At 65.1% G+C, this 20498-nt stretch carries 16 protein-coding genes, 1 tRNA gene and 1 pseudogene; 15 read left to right on the top strand and 3 right to left on the bottom strand.

The annotated features are described in order from the left end of the window. Window positions 1-50: 50 nt before the first annotated feature. The 11 genes and pseudogenes from QX048_RS05460 to QX048_RS05510 all read left to right on the top strand — a co-directional run. A pseudogene (locus tag QX048_RS05460) lies at window positions 51-1046 on the top strand (NAD(P)H-dependent flavin oxidoreductase); the annotation flags it as partial. Between the two features lie 9 nt (window positions 1047-1055). Then, on the top strand, window positions 1056-2132 hold the full coding sequence (locus QX048_RS05465) for a nitronate monooxygenase family protein (RefSeq protein WP_316171407.1): 1077 nt from the start codon (window positions 1056-1058) through the stop codon (window positions 2130-2132). 107 nt (window positions 2133-2239) lie between these two features. Continuing rightward, the gene (gene gatC, locus QX048_RS05470) at window positions 2240-2527 is read left to right on the top strand and encodes an Asp-tRNA(Asn)/Glu-tRNA(Gln) amidotransferase subunit GatC (protein WP_315711367.1); all 288 of its coding nucleotides are present in this window, start codon (window positions 2240-2242) and stop codon (window positions 2525-2527) included. A gap of 64 nt (window positions 2528-2591) precedes the next feature. Next, window positions 2592-2828: a hypothetical protein gene (locus tag QX048_RS05475; RefSeq protein WP_315711368.1), complete on the top strand. Its 237-nt coding sequence runs from the start codon at window positions 2592-2594 to the stop codon at window positions 2826-2828. Continuing rightward, window positions 2825-4300: an Asp-tRNA(Asn)/Glu-tRNA(Gln) amidotransferase subunit GatA gene (gatA, locus tag QX048_RS05480; RefSeq protein WP_316194870.1), complete on the top strand. Its 1476-nt coding sequence runs from the start codon at window positions 2825-2827 to the stop codon at window positions 4298-4300. Before QX048_RS05475 ends, gatA begins: the two co-directional genes overlap by 4 nt. Then, window positions 4291-4587 (top strand): hypothetical protein, encoded by a 297-nt coding sequence (locus tag QX048_RS05485; protein WP_316194871.1) that lies wholly within the window; start codon window positions 4291-4293, stop codon window positions 4585-4587. Before gatA ends, QX048_RS05485 begins: the two co-directional genes overlap by 10 nt. A 5-nt stretch (window positions 4588-4592) precedes the next feature. After that, on the top strand, window positions 4593-6071 hold the full coding sequence (gene gatB, locus QX048_RS05490) for an Asp-tRNA(Asn)/Glu-tRNA(Gln) amidotransferase subunit GatB (protein ID WP_315827234.1): 1479 nt from the start codon (window positions 4593-4595) through the stop codon (window positions 6069-6071). A 1397-nt stretch (window positions 6072-7468) separates the two neighbouring features. Then, window positions 7469-7735, top strand: a complete 267-nt coding sequence (locus QX048_RS05495) for a hypothetical protein (protein ID WP_315711373.1) — start codon at window positions 7469-7471, stop codon at window positions 7733-7735. A gap of 157 nt (window positions 7736-7892) precedes the next feature. Beyond that, window positions 7893-8051, top strand: coding sequence for a hypothetical protein (locus QX048_RS05500; protein WP_316159567.1), 159 nt, complete (start codon window positions 7893-7895; stop codon window positions 8049-8051). A 45-nt stretch (window positions 8052-8096) separates the two neighbouring features. After that, window positions 8097-8372, top strand: coding sequence for a hypothetical protein (locus tag QX048_RS05505; RefSeq protein WP_316159555.1), 276 nt, complete (start codon window positions 8097-8099; stop codon window positions 8370-8372). Window positions 8373-8567: 195 nt separating this feature from the next. Beyond that, the gene (locus QX048_RS05510) at window positions 8568-8921 is read left to right on the top strand and encodes a hypothetical protein (protein WP_315752952.1); all 354 of its coding nucleotides are present in this window, start codon (window positions 8568-8570) and stop codon (window positions 8919-8921) included. A gap of 130 nt (window positions 8922-9051) precedes the next feature. Here QX048_RS05510 and QX048_RS05515 read toward each other — a convergent pair. Continuing rightward, window positions 9052-9145 (bottom strand) — tRNA-Ser (locus tag QX048_RS05515). Window positions 9146-9889: 744 nt separating this feature from the next. On the opposite strand from QX048_RS05515, the gene QX048_RS05520 reads away from it, so the two are divergent. Both QX048_RS05520 and QX048_RS05525 read left to right on the top strand, forming a co-directional pair. Beyond that, a complete protein-coding gene (locus QX048_RS05520; protein ID WP_315711375.1) occupies window positions 9890-11419 on the top strand; it encodes a porin in 1530 nt (509 codons plus the stop codon). A 568-nt stretch (window positions 11420-11987) separates the two neighbouring features. Then, the gene (locus QX048_RS05525) at window positions 11988-13082 is read left to right on the top strand and encodes a hypothetical protein (protein ID WP_315827233.1); all 1095 of its coding nucleotides are present in this window, start codon (window positions 11988-11990) and stop codon (window positions 13080-13082) included. Window positions 13083-13147: 65 nt separating this feature from the next. Here QX048_RS05525 and QX048_RS05530 read toward each other — a convergent pair whose 3' ends face one another. After that, complete coding sequence (locus QX048_RS05530; protein ID WP_315729363.1) at window positions 13148-13687, bottom strand: MarR family transcriptional regulator; 540 nt, start codon at window positions 13685-13687, stop codon at window positions 13148-13150. 382 nt (window positions 13688-14069) lie between these two features. Between QX048_RS05530 and QX048_RS05535 the strand changes: the two genes are divergently transcribed. Together QX048_RS05535 and QX048_RS05540 are read left to right on the top strand one after the other, a co-directional pair. Continuing rightward, the gene (locus tag QX048_RS05535) at window positions 14070-15599 is read left to right on the top strand and encodes a porin (protein WP_315752949.1); all 1530 of its coding nucleotides are present in this window, start codon (window positions 14070-14072) and stop codon (window positions 15597-15599) included. Between the two features lie 674 nt (window positions 15600-16273). Then, window positions 16274-17803 carry a porin gene (locus QX048_RS05540; protein WP_315827232.1) on the top strand — a complete coding sequence of 510 codons (1530 nt, stop codon included), beginning with the start codon at window positions 16274-16276 and terminating at the stop codon, window positions 17801-17803. A gap of 129 nt (window positions 17804-17932) precedes the next feature. Here the strand turns inward: QX048_RS05540 and QX048_RS05545 are convergent, their stop codons facing one another. Continuing rightward, window positions 17933-20284 carry a lytic transglycosylase domain-containing protein gene (locus QX048_RS05545; RefSeq protein ID WP_315827231.1) on the bottom strand — a complete coding sequence of 784 codons (2352 nt, stop codon included), beginning with the start codon at window positions 20282-20284 and terminating at the stop codon, window positions 17933-17935. Window positions 20285-20498: the final 214 nt, after the last annotated feature.

Genomic DNA, 20498 nt, shown 5'->3' on the forward strand with positions numbered 1-20498 from the left:
TCATTTTGAGAGAATGCTAGCCGCGCCTAAAGTCGCCGTCCAGAGTTGAGGAGACTTTCATGGCACTGCGGACGGCGTTGACGGAGAAGCTCGGCATCAGCCAGCCGATCCTGCTGGCGCCGATGGATCTGATTGCCGATGCGCGCCTCGTGCGCGCGGTCAGCGACGCCGGGGGATTCGGTATTCTCGGTGGCGGCTATGGCAACCGAACCTGGCTCGCGCAAGAGACCGCAAGGCTTGAAGGCCTGCATGCGCCGTTCGGCATCGGCTTCATCACCTGGTCGCTGGCGAAGCAGCCCGATCTGCTCGACGTGGCGCTCGCCGCGAGGCCCGCGGCGATCATGCTGTCATTCGGCGATCCCGCGCGGTTCGCGCCGGCAATCAAGCGGGCCGGTGCGTTGCTGATCTGCCAGGTACAGGACGAGGCGATGGCAGAGCAGGCGATCGCGGCGGGTGCCGACATCCTGGTTGCACAAGGAACCGAGGCGGGCGGCCATGGCGCGTCGCGGACCACGCTCGATATCGTGCCGGCGATCGTCGACCTCGCCGCGGGGCGAGTGCCGGTGGCGGCGGCCGGCGGCCTTGCCGATGGCCGCGGCCTTGCTGCGATGCTGATGCTGGGGGCGGATGGCGTGCTGCTCGGCACGCGCTTCTATGCCAGCCGTGAGGCGAACGGTGCCGACGAGGCCAAGCGGCGCATCTGCGCGGCGAAAGCCGGCGATACCGTGCGCGGCATCATCTTCGACCTGTCCCGCAACAATGTCTGGCCGGCGCCGTTTACCGGACGCTGCCTGGTCAACGACCATGCGCGCCGCTGGAAGCGGCGCGAGGTGGAGCTGCTGCAGCAGGTCGAGAACGTGTCGGCGGACTATGTGAAGGCACGGACCGAAGGCAATTTCGACATCGCCGCCGTCATTGCCGGCGAGGCCGTCGGCCTGATCCATGATATCCCGCCGGCCGCCGAGATCGTCGCGCGCATCGTCGATGAGGCCGCGCAGATCCTGCAAGGGCGGCGCAACTCGTCCGCCGTCTTCGCCAAGCAATAGGAGCAGCCCATGTGGCCCGACCGCCGCTTCCTGGATCTCGTCAAGACCGAGCACCCGATCGTGCTCGCGCCGATGGCCGGCGTGATGGATGCCGATCTCGTCATCGCGGTGGCGCAAGGCGGGGGGCTCGGCTCGCTGCCCTGCGCCATGCTCTCCGCGGACAAGGCGCGTGAGCAGGTCAACATCATCCGCCAGCGCGTGTCGGCGCCGATCAACGTGAACTTCTTCTGCCACACGCCGGTCGAGGCCGATGCGGCACGTGAGGCCGCATGGAAGCAGAGGCTCGGCGCCTATTACCAGGAGTATGGCGTGGATCCGGCGGCTCCGGTGACGGCCGCGAACCGCGCTCCGTTCGATGCCGCGATGTGCGCCGTCGTCGAGGAACTGGGGCCGGAGGTCATCAGCTTCCATTTCGGCCTGCCTGAGCCGTCGCTGTTGGCGCGCGTGAAGGCGACAGGCGCGGTCGTGATGGCGTCCGCGACCGTGGTGCGGGAGGCGGTGTGGCTGGAGCGGAACGGCGTCGACGTCATCATCGCGCAAGGTGCGGAGGCGGGCGGTCATCGCGGCATGTTCCTGACCGACAAGCTTGCCGAGCAGGTCGGTACGTTCGCGCTGGTGCCGCAGATCGTGGATGCGGTGAAGCTGCCTGTCATCGCCGCCGGCGGCATCGCCGATGCGCGCGGCATCGCCGCGGCGTTCGCGCTCGGCGCCAGCGGCGTGCAGATCGGCAGCGCGTTTCTGCGCTGCCCCGAGTCCAAGGTCAGCGCGATGGCCCGCGCCGCGCTTGCCGCGGCCGATGACGAATCCACCGTCATCACCAACGTGATGACCGGCCGGCTCGCCCGCGGCGTCGCCAACCGGGTGATGCGCGAGGTCGGGCCGATCTCGCCGGATGCGCCGGCGTTTCCGCATGCCGCCACCGCGCTCGGTCCGCTCAAGGCCGCCGCGGAGAAGCAGGGAAGGGTCGATTTCACCAATCTCTGGGCCGGGCAGGCGCTGCCGCTCGGGCGCGCGCTACCGGCCGCCGAATTGACGCGGACACTGGCCGAACAGGCCCAGGCGCGCTTGCGGCGGATGGCGGGCTGACGCTGCGGGCAGGGCGCTGCCCCAGAAAGTCCGGAGGCTGCCGGTTGCGGCGCGAAAGCGGGCTCTGCTATAGGGCGGGTTCACCTTGTCCCGTGAGGCCCTATATAATGTCGGTCGATGCCGCCACCGTCCGCCGGATCGCGCAATTGGCGCGGATCGCTGTCACTGACGCCGAGGTCCCGCATCTGCAGGGCGAGCTCAATGCGATGCTTAACTTCGTCGAGCAACTGTCGGAGGTCAATGTCGAGGGCGTCGAGCCGATGACCTCGGTGACACCGATGGCGATGAAGAAGCGCCAGGACGTCGTCACTGACGGCGAGATCGCCGACGACATCGTCAAGAACGCGCCCATGACCGAGAACAACTTCTTTCTCGTGCCGAAGGTCGTGGAATAGCCAGGGCAGGTCCGCGCTTATCGCGCGTGATCCGCTCCTTCAAACCGACAAGCGAGCCAACGCCATGTGCCTGCTCTGCGACGATGAAGCGGCCTACAAGGCCTATATGGACTATCTCGACGCCATGGAGCGGCAGGGCAAGGCCGCCGATCCGGACAAGACCGTCAACGAGATCCTCGACCAGCTCGAAGCGGCCGCCAATACCAAGAAAGCCTCCCCTGCGAAGAACAAGTTCTTCGCGGACGACGCGGCCGACGACAAGACGCTTTCCCCTTTCTTCTGCAGCCCGATCAACAAATGACCGATTTGACGTCCCTGACGCTCGCCGAGGCCCGCAAGGGTCTCGCGAGCAAGACCTTCACGTCGCTGGAACTCACCGACGCCCATCTCAAGGCGATCGAGGAGGCGCGGGCGCTCAATGCCTTCGTGATGGAGACGCCGGACCAGGCGCGCGCGATGGCGCGCGACGCCGACGCCAAGATCAATAGAGGCGAGGGTGGGCCGCTGGCCGGCATTCCGCTCGGGATCAAGGACCTGTTCGCGACCAAGGACGTCCGCACCACGGCCTGTTCGAAGATCCTCGGTAATTTCGTGCCGACCTACGAGTCGACAGTGACCTCGCAGCTCTGGCGCGATGGCGCGGTGATGCTCGGCAAGCTCAACAATGACGAGTTCGCGATGGGCTCGTCGAACGAGACCTCGTACTTCGGCCCGGTCGGCAACCCCTGGCGCCGCGAGGGCTCCAACACCACGCTGGTGCCGGGCGGCTCGTCCGGCGGCTCGGCGTCGGCGGTGGCCGCGCTGCTCTGCATGGGCGCGACCGCAACCGATACCGGCGGCTCGATCCGCCAGCCGGCCGCGTTCACCGCCACCGTCGGCATCAAGCCGACCTATGGCCGCTGCTCGCGCTGGGGCATCGTCGCCTTCGCTTCCTCGCTCGACCAGGCCGGGCCGATCGCGCGCTCGACCCGCGATGCGGCCATCCTGCTGCGCTCGATGGCCGGCCACGACCCGAAGGACACGACCTCGGTCGACATCCCCGTGCCGGACTACGAGGCTGCGATCGGGAAGTCCGTGAAGGGCATGAAGATCGGCATTCCCAAGGAGTATCGGCTCGACGGCATGCCGGCCGAAATCGAGAAGCTCTGGAGTGAGGGTCGCAAGTGGCTGGAAGCCGCCGGCGCAGAAACCGTCGAGGTGTCGCTGCCGCACACCAAATACGCTCTGCCGGCCTATTACATCGTGGCGCCGGCGGAGGCGTCCTCCAACCTCGCCCGCTACGACGGCGTCCGCTACGGCCTGCGCGTGCCCGGTAAGTCCATTGGCGAGCTCTACGAGAACACCCGCGCGGAAGGGTTTGGTGCCGAGGTGCGCCGCCGCGTCATGATCGGCACCTATGTGCTGTCGGCCGGCTATTACGACGCCTATTACATCCGGGCGCAGAAGGTCCGCACCCTCATCAAGAAGGACTTCGAGGACTGCTTTGCGAGGGGCGTGAACGCGATCCTGACGCCGGCGACGCCGTCGGCCGCGTTCGGCATCGGCGAGAAGGGCGGCGCTGACCCGGTCGAGATGTATCTCAACGACATCTTCACGGTGACGGTGAACATGGCGGGCCTGCCGGGCATCGCGGTGCCGGCCGGCAAGGACGGACAGGGGCTGCCGCTCGGGCTGCAACTTATCGGCCGTCCGTTCGACGAGGAGACGCTGTTCTCGCTCGGCGAGGTCATCGAGCAGGCGGCGGGACGCTTCACGCCGGTCCGGTGGTGGTAAGCGTCGCCGAGTTCAAGACGAGTCTCGCGGGCGACGCGCCCGCGGCCGGCCTGACGCCGGTGCTCACCGGCTTGTGGTGGCTGGCGAAGGGCGACTGGGACCGGGCGCACAAGATCATCCAGGACGAGACCGGCCGCGACGCGGCCTGGGTGCACGCGCATCTGCATCGCGTCGAAGGCGATCTCGGCAATGCCGCCTACTGGTATCGGCAGGCCGGGCAGCCCGTCGCCAAGGATGCATTGGATATCGAATTTGAGCGGATCGTCTCCGCGCTGATGGGGAGTTGAGGGCCATGACGGCAACCAGCGGCAAGCTGATGAAGGGCGCCACCGGCGACTGGGAGGTCGTGATCGGCATGGAGATCCACGCCCAGGTCACCTCGAAGTCGAAGCTGTTCTCGGGCGCCTCGACCGCGTTCGGCGGCGATCCCAACAGCCACGTCTCGCTGGTCGACGTGGCGATGCCGGGCATGCTGCCGGTCATCAACGAGGAGTGCGTGCGCCAGGCCGTGCGCACCGGGCTTGGTCTGAACGCCAAGATCAACCTGCGCTCGGTGTTCGACCGCAAGAACTATTTCTATCCCGACCTGCCGCAGGGCTACCAGATCAGCCAGTACAAGGACCCGATCGTGGGCGAGGGCGAGGTCACGGTCGAGCTCGACGGCGGCAAGACCGCCACGATCGGCATCGAGCGCCTGCACATCGAGCAGGATCCCGGGAAGATGCTGCACGACCAGTCGCCCTCGCTGTCCTATATCGACTTCAACCGCTGCGGCGTGGCGCTGATGGAGATCGTCTCCAAGCCTGATATCCGCGACGCCGAGCAGGCCAAGGCCTATGTGACCAAGCTGCGCTCGATCATGCGCTATCTCGGCACCTGCGACGGCGACATGGAGAAGGGAAGCCTGCGCGCCGACGTCAACGTCTCCGTGCGCAAGCCGGGCGGCCCGCTCGGCACCCGCTGCGAGATCAAGAACATCAACTCGATCAATTTCATCGGCCAGGCGGTCGAGGCCGAGGCGCGGCGCCAGATCGAGATCATCGAGGACGGCGGCGTGATCGAGCAGGAAACCCGCCGCTTCGATCCCGACAAGGGCGAGACGCGCTCGATGCGCTCCAAGGAGGAGGCGCACGATTACCGTTACTTCCCGGATCCGGACCTGCTGCCGCTCGAATTCAGCCAGGCCTTCGTCGACGAGCTGAAGGCTGCGCTGCCGGAGCTGCCGGACCAGAAGAAGGCGCGCTTCATCGCGGATTTCGGCCTGTCGCCCTATGACGCCTCCGTGCTGGTGGCCGAGCGCGAGAGCGCTGCGTTCTACGAGGCCGTCCTGGAGGCGCTGTCCGAGCGGGCACGCGATGGCAAGCTCGCCGCCAACTGGGTGATCAACGAGCTGTTCGGCCGGCTCAACAAGGAGGGCCGCGACATCGCGTCCTCGCCGGTGTCGGCTTCCCAGCTCGCGGCGATCGTCGCGCTGATCGGCGAAGGCACCATCTCCGGCAAGATCGCCAAGGATCTGTTCGAGATCGTCTGGAGCGAGGGCGGCGACCCCCGCGAGCTGGTCGAGAGCCGCGGCATGAAGCAGGTCACCGACCTTGGTGCCATCGAGAAGGTGGTCGACGAGATCATCGCCGCCAATCCGGACAAGGTCGCGCAGGCGAAGGCCAAGCCGCAGCTCGCCGGCTGGTTCGTCGGTCAGGTGATGAAGTCGTCGGGCGGCAAGGCCAACCCGCAGGCGGTCAACGATCTCCTGAAGAGCAAGCTCGGCATCTGAACGACGATCGCCCGTCTTCGTTCCAGCGGCGCGCACATGGTGCGCGCCGTTTGTCTTGGCGTCGCGGTCCGGCGAATCGCCGCACGCGATTCGCAAAAAAGCCACCATTGCCGAGCGTTCGAACGCACACGAGGGCGTGTGCAATGAAAATTTTTTCATTGCCAAAATTTACGACTCAGAGTCCGCGCGTTGCTCTCACCATGCGAGTCTGCACGCCGACACGCCGGCGTCGTCGCGTGCGCCGTGCCGTTCAGCCGTTCAGAAAAATACTTGCAGCACAGGCTTTTTGCGCAATCTCGATTAGTTGCGATCGCGGCCTTGCGCAGGGAGACGTTTGTATTTTCTCGATCGATCGACGCGCTGCTTCGCGCGTTTCGTCAGCCGCACACGCGCGCGCCTGTCAACACTTCCTTAAGCCGGAAGCTGTTTTTTTTCACTCGTTGGTGTATCGATGAGGAGTGCAGCTCGATTCCCGAGTGCACGCATCGACTAAGCCATCTCACATCGGAGGGCAACATGGCCAAGAAAGCGAAGAAGGCGAAGAAGGCAGTGAAGAAGGTCGCGAAGACCGCGGCGAAGAAGACTGCCAAGAAGACCAAGAAGGTCGCCAAGAAGAAGTAACTCTCGCAGTCCTCTGCGAGATGAGTCCGGCAACTGATGCCGGCACGTCGTTGGAACGCAGGTCGGCATAGCTCCTCGAGAGCCGGGCGGATCTCCTGAAGCTCCAACAGACGATAGAGGGTGTCGGCGAGACATCAGGTCAACGGTCGGATCGAACTCGAGAGCGGCTTCGCTCGCGGTACGGTCCGGCAGAAGAAACAGGATTTCTTCGTTCGGTGCAGATCGCGTTTCCGGTCTGCAATCTCACGAGCGGCTATCAGCCAGAGTGGGATCTGATCCTGACGTGTTCGCCGACGCCCTCGATCCTTGAGCACTGCGCCTTTGGCGACTGTGTGCCTCCAACCTTCCCATAGACGAACGGCATCATCATCGGCAGCTCGGCGCAGCCGTGCTCGTACCGCGCTGCGCAATCCCCCGCACGTGCTGTCGAGACGTGTCCAGTCCCGGTGCGGCTGTTGACCAACGGCGTGGTGCGCTCCGCGCCAGCGCGGTGAGGCGCTTTCGCGGATGGTTATGAGTTTGCCAAACAGAACGGTAAACCGCTCTTTGCCGAGTTGAAGAATCCATTTCGAATCAATGCATTGAAGCCGGCCCGGGAAAATGCGGGGCTCCGCGTTCAGGGCTCGTTCAGCACGATGTTTAAACTGCCTTTCAAACTTGATCGGTCATCCTTCGCGCATAAGCCGCGAGACGGCATGGGGATAACCAGGCGTTGAACAGTTGGACGGGGGCGTGCTCGGGTGACCGGCCGCCTCCTCGAGCGAAGGAGAGCGACGATGTTTCAGGGACAACTCAATTTTGATGACGTGACCACCGCGGAGCAGGGCGCCAGCGGCGATGTGCTGTTCGAGCTCGGCATGCTCTATGCGAGCGGTCGCGACGGCATGGTCGATCTGATCGCCGCGCACAAATGGTTCAATCTCGCCGCCCTCAGGGGGCGCGTCGACGCCGTGGCAATGCGCCGCGAGGTCGCCGAGCAGATGTCGGATGCCGAGATCGCGACCGCGCAGCGCGAGGCGCGCGCCTGGATGACCGCGCACTGAGCGAGCTCAGCCGCGGCTTGGCGGCTCTCGCTTTCGGCGCGAGGTATGCCGCACGCGCCAGAGTTGCCGGCCGCGAACCGGGCGCTGGGTGACCCGCGCCCGATCGCTCATTCTCGTCGGAAGCGGGCCTCGTCGCGTTGCGAGCGGTCGCGACGGTATGGTCGATCTGATCGCTGCGCACAAATGGTTCAATCTCGCCGCCCTCAGGGGGCGCGTCGACGCCGTGGCAATGCGCCGCGAGGTCGCCGAGCAGATGTCGGATGCCGAGATCGCGACCGCGCAGCGCGAGGCGCGCGCCTGGATGACCGCGCACTGAGCGAGCTCAGCCGCGGCTTGGCGGCTCTCGCTTTCGGCGCGAGGTATGCCGCACGCGCCAGAGTTGCCGGCCGCGAACCGGGGTGCTGGGGTGGCCACCCGCGCCCGATCGCTCATTCTCGTCGGAAGCGGGCCTCGTCGCGCTGCGAGCGGTCGCGACGGTATGGTCGATCTGATCGCTGCGCACAAATGGTTCAATCTCGCTGCCCTCAGGGGGCGCGTCGACGCCGTGGCAATGCGCCGCGAGGTCGCCGAGCAGATGTCGGATGCCGAGATCGCGACCGCGCAGCGCGAGGCGCGCGCCTGGATGACCGCGCACTGAGCGAGCTCAGCCGCGGCTTGGCGGCTCTCGCTTTCGGCGCGAGGTATGCCGCACGCGCCAGAGTTGCCGGCCGCGAACCGGGGCGCTGGGTGACCCGCGCCCGATCGTTCATTCTCGTCGGAAGCGGGCCTCGTCGCGCGCCGATAAATCTCCTATCTGTCGTTCGGTGTGACGCAGACAAGCGGGATTGACGGCATGGGCCAGGCACGGCGACAGGCGCGGCGGCAAGAGCTGATCGACTGCCATGACTGCGGCAGCGGTGTCTCCTTCAGCGCAGTGGCGTGCCCGCATTGTGGATCGACCGAGCCGGCCGGGCCTGCGGTGCAGAGCCGGCGCGAGTTGAAGCGTCTGCGGGTCGAGGCCCATAATGACCGCCGCCTCGTCGTGGTGACCGCCCTCTGTGCGGGTCTCGGCGCCATCTATGGTGCCGTGATGGGAGCAGGAGGCGCAGCGTCATGGTGGGCTGCGCTCGGCTATGGGTTCGTCGGCACCATCATCGGCGTGCCCGCCGCCTTCGTGATCAACATCAGCCGTGGCTTGTTCGATTGAACCGCGCGTGATTGAGCGGCAACCGTGATCGCGACGGCCACGGTCCGTTGCGATCCGGCAGGTGCGTGAACGGCTCGGCGTTGAGGCGGATGATCAGGGGGAGGGGCTGTTGGCCGCGCCCACGGGCGGCTGGCGGAGACGGAGGGATTCGAACCCTCGATAGGGCTTTACAACCCTATAACGGTTTAGCAAACCGCCGCCTTCAGCCACTCGGCCACGTCTCCGGCGAGGGTCGGTATGCCCGACGCCGCGCTGAGCCGCAAGCGGCAGATTGCATGCGGTTTCGAAATCCTCACAAGGCCGCGGCTTCGCTGGACCGGTGCGGACGGTGCTCTTCACCTTCGGCCATCGATGCGAGCTGAGCCTGCCGTTGATCGGCGGCGGCACGGCGTGGAAGTCGACGGGCGGCGCCGGCCCTCTCGATGGTCCCTGACACGGAGGCCCCCTAATATAGAGGGTCGTCTGCAAAGGCGGCCGGTGGCAGGGGGCGCAGACGGCATCGTCCTCCAGCCCGATTCTCGTTCAGCGCGTGGGCTGGATTCGTGGCCCAGACGCCTGACTTGGGGCGGGTTCCTGGCGGGCGAGTGCTCGCGGCCTTAAGCACCCCAAATTGCGTTGTCACAAAACGACAACATAAACAGCCACTTAGGTGTTCCCGCAGAACCACGGTTCCGTGCCTTTTGTGCAACACCGGTCCGAAAAGGCGCCGCTCGAGCGCCGCAATGATGGTTCCTTTGTTGCGTGTGCAAAGGCCTTCGGTAATTCTGCTCGCACGACGAAGGGGGGCATCCCAACGTCGTCCCGTTTAGGTCGTTCGCTCAAGTCCCTCGCGTTCATGCGGGTGTGTCCGATAGCGCGAAGCGGCTGAGCGACGGGTCGAAGAGGGATAACGGGTCCAACCCCAAGGGTGTCTCTCACCCAGCGGAGGCGGAACCTTCCCTGACTGAGCAACTTGGAGGTTTAACATTATGAACACGATCAAGAGCCTTGTCCTGGGCTCGGCGGCCGCTCTCGTCGCCATGTCTGGGGCTCAGGCAGCTGACCTTCCGATCAAGGCCAAGGCGGTCGAATATGTGAAGGTCTGCTCGCTTTACGGCGCCGGCTTCTACTACATCCCCGGCACCGACACCTGCATCAAGCTGGGCGGCTACCTGCGTGCCGAAACGTCGTTCGCCAGCAACGGCCAGTACAACAACGCCGTCAACGGCGTTGCCGGCGGCATGAACCGTAACAGCAACTACTACTACAGCCGCGCTCGTCAGGACCTCAACATCGACACGCGCACCGCGACCGAGTACGGCGTGGTCCGCACCTTTGCTGACCTGACGTTCACCTGGACCAGCGGCACCTACGCTGGCTCGGGCTCCGCGACCGGCGCGACCGCCTACTCGACGGCTGGCGCTCCTGGCGCTCAGGCCGACGGCAACATCGCCCAGGGCGGCATCGGCGTGTACTACGCCTTCATCCAGTTCGCTGGCTTCACGATGGGTAAGGCCGTGTCGCAGTTCGACGCGCCCTGGACCAACTACCCGGGCAACAACTTCGACGGCCTGTGGGGCGGCGGCGGCACCGTGACCGGTGTCAACCAGTTCACCTACACCGCCGACTTCGGCTCGGGCATCACTGCGGCGATCTCGGCGCAGGACGCGACCCAGTACTACACCACCAACATGTGGAACGTGTCGGGCATCACCGCGGCCGGCATCATCGGCGGCTCGTATGGCACCAACAACTTCGGTGGCAACGTTTCTCCGGACATCGTCGGCATGGTTCGTGTCGACCAGGCTTGGGGTCTGTTCCAGGCGTCGTTCGCGGCGCATGACAACCACACCGGCTACTACGGCGCCACCGAGCTCACCGGTCACCCGGCTGACAAGTGGGGCTGGGCTGCTCAGCTGGCCTTGTCGATCAAGAACATCCCGACCGGCCCCGGCGACACCATCAACATCCAGGGCGTCTACACCAACGGTGCGAGCCGCTACAACGCTCAGAGCCTGGTGCCGACCACCTACGCGATGTACGGCGGCAGCAGCACGGCTGGTGTTTACGGCACGCTCGGCTTCGCTGGCGTCAGCGATTCGGTCTTCGTGACCGGCGGTGAGCAGCAGCTGACCACGACCTACGGCTTCCGTGGCGCCTACACCCACAACTGGAGCCCGACCTGGAACTCGGCGATCTACGGTTCGTGGGCTGCCGTGAGCTACAACAACACTGCCAAGGGCCTGATCTGCGGCAGCGCGGCGATGGGTGCGATCGCGGGCGCAGGCTTCACCTGCAACCCCGACTTCAACATCTCCTCGCTCGGCTTGATCACCCGTTGGACCCCGGTCAAGAACCTGACCTTCTCGGCCGACGTGGCCTGGACCAACCTGGACCAGAAGTACTCGGGCAACATCGTTTCTCCGGCCACGACCACGACCTCCAAGCCGGCTGCGGTCTATCAGCTCAAGGACCAGAACTCGGTGTCCTTGCTGCTCCGCGCTCAGCGCAACTTCTGATCCTGATCGTCTGATCGGGTTCAAGAGCCCCCGGCAGGAAACTGCCGGGGGTTTTTGCTTGTGTGCGGGCGCTCATTCCGGCGCGGCATCGGGTCTGGTTCGCTCAAGCAGCGATCGATGCAAATCGGCGGATCGAGGCAATTGAGCAAGAGATCCGATTGCCTGTGGCTCGAAAATCGCATTCGTTTCAGTAGTTTGGCTGCGTGCTGGTATTTTTTTAAAAATGGTGTTGAAAACAGATGAGTTGATAAGCTAATTTTGTCATGCCTGAGTAATCATTCACCACCGACGTAAGACGACGATCATACGATGTTAGACCCCAGGAAGCCTCTGGCGATGCCCCGCCGGAGGCTTCTTCATGTCGGGATCTCCTCGCCGCCCAGCATCTGACGTTGCGTCTCGATTGCAGAGCCTCGGCGTGATCTCCGCAGGCCGTGCCGTCAGCGCAAACATCGATCGTCTCTCCAAAAATCGTTGCGCATCGGCTTGACCGGGAAATGCCGGATGGTCACCATGACCGCCAGATGACGGGGCCACACCGTCACGCCAGTGAGGAATGAGTCCAAAGATGAGTTCGGAAGGCTCTGTGGGAGTGCTGCGTCCGTGGTCCGACCAAGACGATCTGGCGGGCGCCATCACGCGGCTGCTGGAAGCGCGGCCCGAGGGCCGGGCCGAGCTTGCGGAATGTCTGGCGGTTGCGCAGCGGATCGAGGCCAGCGACGACGAGTCCTGGTATCGCGAGTGGATGCAATGCGCGGATGCGATGAAGGCTGCCGCCGCCGACGCCGTGAGCAGCGGCCGTCCCGAGCTGGCGTTTCGCAAATGGTCGCGCGCGATCGATTGTTATGAGGCTGCGGCCTGTCCGTTCAGCAGCTCACGCTCCCGCCAGGCCGTCGTGCTGTCCCGCATGCGCGAATGCGCGCGCGAATTCCTGCGCGGTGCCGATCCGCAAGGAGAGGTCGTCACAATTCACTGGCGCGCCGACTATCCGCTCGAAGCCTATTTCCTGCCGGCGCGTTGCGAGGCAGGCAGGGCGCCCACCGTCATCTGCATCGGTGAGCCCGGACGTCGCAAGGAAACCTCCCTGTTCAAGCTTGCAGCCCATGCGGAGCAGCGCGGCTTGGCGCTGCTGGTGGTCGATCTGCTGGGCAGCGGACCGGACTGCCGCTTCGAGGAGATCGTCGGCCGTCGCGATCTCGAATCAGCCATCGCAAGCGTGATGGACTACGCGACGTCCCGTGACGACGTGGACGAAGGCCGGATCGCGATCCTGGCGGATGACTGGAGCTCGTCCTTCGTCGCGCGCGGCATCGCACTCGATCCGCGCTATGCTGCAGCGGTCTGCGACGCCGGCTTGTGGGATATTCACGAGCGCGTCTTCCTGTCACGCCGACCCGGTGCGGGCGAGCGGGGCAGGCTGTCGATCGCCAGCGATGGGCTGGCGGCGCGGCAGATCATGTGTCCGCTGCTGGTGACGGTGCCGGAGCGTGGCTGGCTGCGGGCCGACATCGCAACCCGGCTGATCGCGCAGATCAAGCGCGAGCACCCGGACATCACTCTGAAGATCGTCTCCAGCGCGGGCGCCGATTGGCTCGAGGCCGATGCCTTCGTCTTCGACTGGATCGCCAAGCGTCTGGCGGGGTCTCAGCGGCCTCCAGGCTGACGCGACCGCATGTCTGTTCCAGCTCCCCCGTAAGAGGCGGTCGAGCCGTGACCGCCTCGGGGGGCTCAGAGTCCCATCGTGAGTCGCGCGCTGGCCTTCTCGAAACGGTCCTTGAGGCCAGCCAGCTTGTCCGTGAAGGTCGCCAGCTCGCGAGCGTCGAATTCCTCGAAGATGAAGCTGAAGATCTGCGCCTGCTGAGCTTCCAGCTCGGCGAACTGCTCCGATGTCTTGGTGGTGAGCGACATCCGGACCACGCGCGCATCGTTGGGGGCGGGCTTGCGTTCCATGAAGCCCTTCTTCTCGAGCAGCTTCGACTGAGTCGTGACGAACGAAGGGTCGACGTGCAGCCGCTTGGCCGCCGCATTCACGGCGACTCCCTCGCCTTGATCCAGCTCGGAGATCGCCATCAGGATCATCCATTGCGGGCCACTGATGCCGATTCTCTTGGCCCAGAAGTACCTCAGCTCCTCCAGATGGACGTTGATCGTGGAGATCTCCCGGGCGAAGCGAAGAATGGCGTCGCGATTCTTCGGCAGATGTTCGGCAGTCTTCGGTTGCGCGTCCGCTTCCACAGGTGCGGCAGACATGTTCTTCAAGGGCGCCATTGCTCAGGAGTTCCAGTACGAAGCTCGACCCTAAAGAAAAAAAATCCGCAACAAAATCACTTATCTAGGAGGACATCGGCCGTCCCCCGTGCGCTGCACAACAAGCTGCCATTGTGTTGCCCCCAAGACACATTTCGGCTTCATTCAATTACCTGACTGCATAAACTATTTTGCTTACCGAATGAGCGAAGGCATAGTTCCTGATGACGGTGGGGGGTTACTCGATCGTCCCGTGACAGGTGGTTCGCTTAAGTCCCTCGCGTGATGCGGGTGTGTCCGATGGCGCGAAGCGGCTGAAGCGGTTTTTCGGGAGCAGAGGAAGCGGATCGTCCTGGGGGATCTTGGTCCGGTTCTTTCTCAAAAGAGCAACTTGGAGGTTTAAATGAAGACGGTTAAGAGCCTTGTCCTCGGCTCGGCGGCAGTTCTGCTCGCCATGTCCGCGGCTCAGGCGGCCGACCTTCCGATCAAGGCCAAAGCGGTCGAGTATGTGAAGGTTTGCTCCCTGTATGGTGCGGGCTTCTACTACATCCCCGGCACCGACACCTGCATCAAGCTGGGCGGCTATCTCCGCGCTGAAACGGCGATCGCCACGAACAGCGACTTCAACGGCACGTTCAGCGGCCAGGGTGGTGCGCATAACCGCCTGAGCAACTACTACACGGCCCGCGCTCGTCAGGACATCAACATCGACACGCGCACGGCGACCGAGTACGGCGTGGTCCGTACCTTCGCTGACCTGACCTTCAGCTGGACCTCCGGCGGCTATGCCGGCACGGGTTCGGCCACCGGTGCGACCGCTTACTCGACGGCTGGTGCGCCGGGCGCACAGGCCGACGGCAATATCGCGCAGGGTTCGGTCGGCGTGTACTATGCCTTCATCCAGTTCGCCGGCTTCACCATGGGTAAGGCCGTGTCGCAGTTCGACACGCCCTGGGTGAACTATCCGGGCAACAACTTCGACGGTCTCGCCGGCGGCGGCGGCACGGTCACTGGCGTCAATCAGTTCAGCTACACCGCTGACTTCGGCTCCGGCATCACGGCCACCGTTTCGGCTCAGGATGCGACCGCCTACTACCAGAACAACCTCTGGAACGTGGCGGGTTCGACGGCGGCTGGCGTGATCGGTGGTGCTTACGGCACCAGCAACTACGGCGGCAACGTCTCTCCGGACTTCGTCGGTATGGTCCGTGTCGACCAGGCCTGGGGTCTGTTCCAGGCGTCGTTCGCGGCGCATGACAACCATGTCGCTTACTACGGCGCGTCCGAGACCTCCGGCCACCCGGCCGACAAGTGGGGCTGGGCGGCTCAGCTGGCCCTGTCGATCAAGAACATCCCGACCGGACCTGGCGACACGATCAACGTGCAGGGCGTCTACACCAACGGTGCGAGCCGCTACAACATCCAGAGCCTGATGCCGAACAGCTACGCGATGTACGGCAGCACGGGTCTGGCTGGTGCCTACCAGAGCCTCGGCATTGCCGGCGTGGGCGACTCGGTGTTCACCACGGGTGGCGAGCAGCAGCTGACCACGACCTACGGTGTGCGCGGTGCGTACACCCACAACTGGAACCCGGCCTGGAACACTGCGATCTACGGGTCTTGGGCTGCCGTCCGCTACAACGGCACGGCCAAGGGCCTGATCTGCACCAGCCCCGGCGTGGTTGCGACCTTCAACGCGGGTTCGACCTGTAATCCGGACTTCGATCTGGCCACCATCGGCCTGATCACGCGCTGGACCCCGGTCAAGAACCTGACCTTCTCGGCCGACTTCGCCTACTCGTGGCTCGACCAGAAGCACTCGGGTTCGGTCACGGCCCCGGCTGCCGCCGCTGTCGCCAAGCCGGCTGCGGTGTATGAGCTGAAGGATCAGCAGTCGGCTGTCCTGCTGCTCCGCGCTCAGCGCAACTTCTGATCCAGACCGTCTCACGACGGTTTGACCAACCCCCGGCAGGCAACTGCCGGGGGTTTTTCTTTGCCTCGCCAGCGCGTGCTCCAGCACCGAGACCCGCATTCCTCACCGTGCCGCTTTGTCGCTGACAAACATGCTGCCGACCCGCCCGAGAACCACACCGCGCGGCCACGCGACGCAATACGATCTGGATGGAATTTCGCGACCGCCTCGTGGCCATGCGGCTCAAACATCCGTGAGAGGCGGTCAGCGGGTTCGCTCGGTTCGACCGCGCGTTTGAGCCAAGCTTGGCCTGCGTGATCTCGGGCGGGCGAGGGCCCGTGCCACGATCGCCGGGATGACGGGGCCAGAGAGTTTGAGCCTCGCGCTCGCCGCGGTTCTCGACGTCCGTCCTGCTGCATTCCCGCCACGACCGCGACACGCATTCGGCGGCGAAAGTCTTCCCCGACACATTACTCTTGGAGATCCGGCGACCGCGCGCCGTGCCGCGGCCGTGCCACATGCGTGATCCGGCCGGTCACGAGAATGGTCCGATAAAGCACCAACTCTGCCTCGCGATCGTTCCCACTGCAACGCTATGCGCGGGCACTGTGGTGCAGCTGGAGACGGGCTGACCGTTGGGGCGGTCGTTCGATGTCGAGCCGGGCCGGTCTGAACTGAGCAATTTGGAGGTTAGTATGAAGACTGTGAGGAGCCTTGTTTTGGGCTCAGGGGCGGCGTTGCTCGCCATGGGTGGGGCTCAGGCCGCCGACCTTCCGATCAAGGCCAAAGCGGTCGAGTATGTCAGGGTCTGCTCGATGTACGGCGCCGGATTTTTCTACATTCCGGGCACCGACACCTGCATCAAGCTCGGCGGCTATCTGCGGGTCGAGGCCGGCTTCGGCACGAATACGATCTTCCAGAATGCCGTGAACGGCGTCGCCGGCGGGCGAAATCGTCTCAGCAACTACTACACGACGCGTTCGCGCGCCGACCTCAACATCGACACCCGCACCGCGACCGAATATGGCGTCGTGCGCACCTTCTTCGACGGTGTCTTCCAGTGGACCGGGGGCAGCTATGCCGGGACCGGCTCCGCCACGGGCGCAACTGCCTATTCGACGGCGGGCGCGCCTGGAGCGCAGGCTGACGGCAACATCGCACAAGGCGGGATCGGCGTCTTCTATGCCTTCATCCAGTTCGCCGGCTTCACCATGGGTAAGGCCGTGTCGCAGTTCGACGCGCCCTGGGCCAACTACCCCGGCAACAATTTCGACGGTCTGACCGGAGGCGGCGGCACCATCACCGGCGTCAACCAGTTCACCTACACCGCGGACTTCGGTTCGGGCATCACGGCCGCGATCTCGGCCCAGGATGCGACGCAGTATTCGCAGTCGCAGATCTGGAATACGGCGGGACAGACGGCCGCCGGCGTGCTCACCGGCAGCTATGGCACGTCGAATTTCGGCGGCAACGTCGCGCCCGACATCGTCGGCATGGTGCGCGTCGATCAGGCCTGGGGCCTGTTCCAGGCGTCCTTCGCGGCACACGACAATCACGCCGCCTTCTTCGGTGCCAGCGAGACGACCGGGCATCCCGCCGACAAATGGGGCTATGCCGGTCAGCTCGCCCTGTCGATCAAGAACATCCCGACCGGCGCCGGCGACACCATCAATCTGCAGGGCGTCTACACCAACGGTGCCAGCCGCTACAACTTCCAGAGCCTCGCGCCGATCAACTATGCGATGTACGGCGGCAGCAACATGGCCGGCGCTTTCCAGAGCCTGGGCTTCGCCGGCGTGTCGGATTCGGTGTTTGGGGCGAATACCCAGCAGCAGCTGACCACCACCTACGGCTTCCGGGGTGCCTTTACCCACAACTGGGATCCGTTCTGGAACACGGCGGTCTACGGCTCCTGGAGCGGCGTCAGATACAACAACACCGCGAAGGGACTGATCTGCAACGGTGCGGGCATGGTCGCTCTCGGAATCACGCCTGCGAATTGCAACCCCGACTTCAACATCTCGACGGTGGGTGTGATCACGCGCTGGACGCCGGTCAAGAATCTGACCTTCTCTGCGGACGTCGCTTGGACCCGGCTGGACCAGAAGTTCACCGGCGTGGCGAACGCACCGGCGGTCGCGGCGGTCGCCAAGCCGGCCACGACCTACCAGTTGAAGGACCAGGACTCGGTCTCGCTGCTGGTGCGTGCCCAGCGCAACTGGTAAGTGCGGGCGAATGGCGAATAGGGAGTAACGAACAGCAGTTGACGACGGAGCGGAGCCCAGGCTTCGCTACTCGCTACTCGCTACTCGCTACTCGCTACTCGCTACTCGCTACTCGCTACTCGCTACTCGCTACTCCACCACAGCGCCGCGGCGCAGATCGGCCTCGATCTGCAGCCGCGAGCCGCCGCCGAAGCGGGCGCGATAGACCTGCAGGTTCTCCATCACCCGCTGCACGTAGTTGCGGGTCTCCGCGAACGGAATCAGCTCGACCCAATCCACCGCGTCCACCTTCGGATCGCGTGGGTCGCCATACCGCTCGACCCATTTCCGTACGCTGCCGCGGCCGGCATTGTAGGCCGCGAACGTCATGATGTACGAGCCGCGATAGTCCTCGAGCAGGCCGCCAAGCTCAGCCGCGCCGAGCTGCGCGTTGTAGACCGGGTCGGTCTTCATCCGGTTCAGATCGAAGCTGACGCCGGCGCGCTTGCAGACGTAGCGACCCGCATCCGGCGTGACCTGCATGAGCCCGTAGGCCTGAGCCGGCGAGACCACGGCCTGGTTGAAGGCGCTCTCCTGGCGCGCGATCGAGAAGATCACGCTCTGCTCGACCTCCGGCCCGAGCGCCCGGAACGCGGGGATGCCCGTGACCGGATAGGCGTAATGATCGAACGGCAGTCCGCGATTGAGCGCGGCCTTGCCAACCAGCAGCATCGCTCGCGCATCGCTGTTTCGCGCGGCGATTTCCGCGATTCCGACCAGCACGTCGGGGTCGCCGTTGTCGCCCATGTCGGCGAAGATCGGGATCGCGACCTCGCCCTCGTCGAGCTCGTAGAGCAGTTGCACCGCGCGCACCACCTCGAGCCGTTCGACGCCGCGTCCGCGGCCGCTCGGCGCGGCATTGAGGCCGAGCTGCGGCAGGCCGAGCTTCGCGCGCGCCAACTGTCCGTAGTAGCTCGTGGACTGCTCGGCGGCCGACGTATAGGCCGCGCGCGCCTCCTGCATGCGCCCCATCGCTTCTGCCGCGCGGCCCTGCCAATATCCGGCCCGCGCCAGGGTGGTCGGATTGACGCTGCCGACGCCGATCCGTGCAAAGTGCTGGGCCGCGGTGGCCGGATCGTTGAGGAAACGCAGCGCGATCCAGCCCGCGGTGAATTCCTGCTCGGTCTTGTAGATGTCGCGGTTCGGCAGCGCCGCGTCGCGCGCGATCAGGTAGGCGCTGCGATATTCGCCGGTGTCGATCATCTTGCGCGCCAGCAGTCGGCGCTCGATCCACCATTCGTCCAGATTGTGCAGGCGGCCGGGATCCTTGGGCGCGTTCAGCATCAGCTGCGCCGCCTCGGCGAATTTTTCATCGCGCCGCAGCAGTTGGATGCGGCTGAAGATGTAGCCTGCATCGCCGTGGAGTTCGCGCGGCACGGCATCGAGCAGGCTCTGGCTGTTGGAGGCTTTGCGGTAGGCCGCGATTCGCGCTTTTGCCAGCGCCACGTGGCCCGAGCCAAGCCGCCGGGCAGCGCGCATGGCGGCCTCGTGCTCGCTGCCATACAGCAGCGTGTCCATCCGCGCCTTGTGATCGCCGCCGGACAGCAGGGCACCGTACTGGTCCAGGATGTTGTTCTCGGTCTCCTCGGACATCGCGTCGTTGCGCCAGGCATCGCGCACCAGGCGCTCGGCATTGGCGCGGTCGCCGCGATTGAGCATCACCCGGGCCAGCGCGAACTTGCCCTTGGCCGACAGCGGCGATTCGTTCTCGAACCACGACCACACCACGGCATCGTCGCGCTTGTCGTCCCACAAGGCGGCCTCGAGCCGGCGCCGCAGGAAACTCTGTGACGGCCAGGACGGATTGGCGGTGATGAACGCGCGGTAGCGCTCCACGCTGGCATCGTTGTTGTCGCTGCGCAGGATCACCCACTCCGCGAGCTTGCGCGCCACGGGATCCGAGATCGCCTGCACGACCTCGGTGGCATCGCTGGGCTTGCGCTTGCGGACGAGCTCGATCACGTTTTCGAGCGCGTCCTTGTCGGACTGCGAGGTCGAGGACGTCACGGCGATCGCAGCCGGCACCACGAGCTTACGGGAGGCGGGCAGGGCGGCATGCTGGCGGGCCGGCAGGCTTGCAGCCGCCGCGCTGGGGGTGATGTCCCTCGGGGCCGCGCGCGGCGTCTCGCCGGCGCCTTTGGGGCTGCTCTTGACCTCGGCCTTCGCCTCGGCCCGCGCGTCGACCTCGCTCTTGGTCCCGGCGGCCTCGTGGGTGTTCGTCTTCGGAACCGCGCTGCGCGCGATCGGACGCGCCTTCGGCACCGGAACCTTGGTCGCGGGAGCCTTGGATCCCGAAACCTTGGACCCAGCGGCCTGGTCCTTGGCGAGAGCGCTATGTCCGGCGAGAGCCCATCCGAGTGTCAGGCCGGCGGCCAAGGACACCGAGAGTGACACCGACAGGGCGGTCGATCGCAATGCAGTGGCGCGGGCAGAAAAGGGCACGGCGTTCCTTTTGCGGCGGATGACTTCGATCCCCTGACCAACATGGGTCTATCGAAAAGGTGAACAAATCCTAAATATACCGGGAAGGACTGCAACCTGCGCCAACACCGCGGCGAAATCACGACCGAAGGGCGGCGTGCGGGCCGCGGGGCTTCAGCGAAGGGTGATCGCGGGCCTCGGCAAGGCGATTCGCGCGATTCGTGTGCCTGTTGAG

This window comes from Bradyrhizobium sp. SZCCHNS30572 (assembly GCF_032484415.1).
In the GTDB taxonomy this organism is placed as follows: Bacteria; Pseudomonadota; Alphaproteobacteria; order Rhizobiales; family Xanthobacteraceae; genus Bradyrhizobium.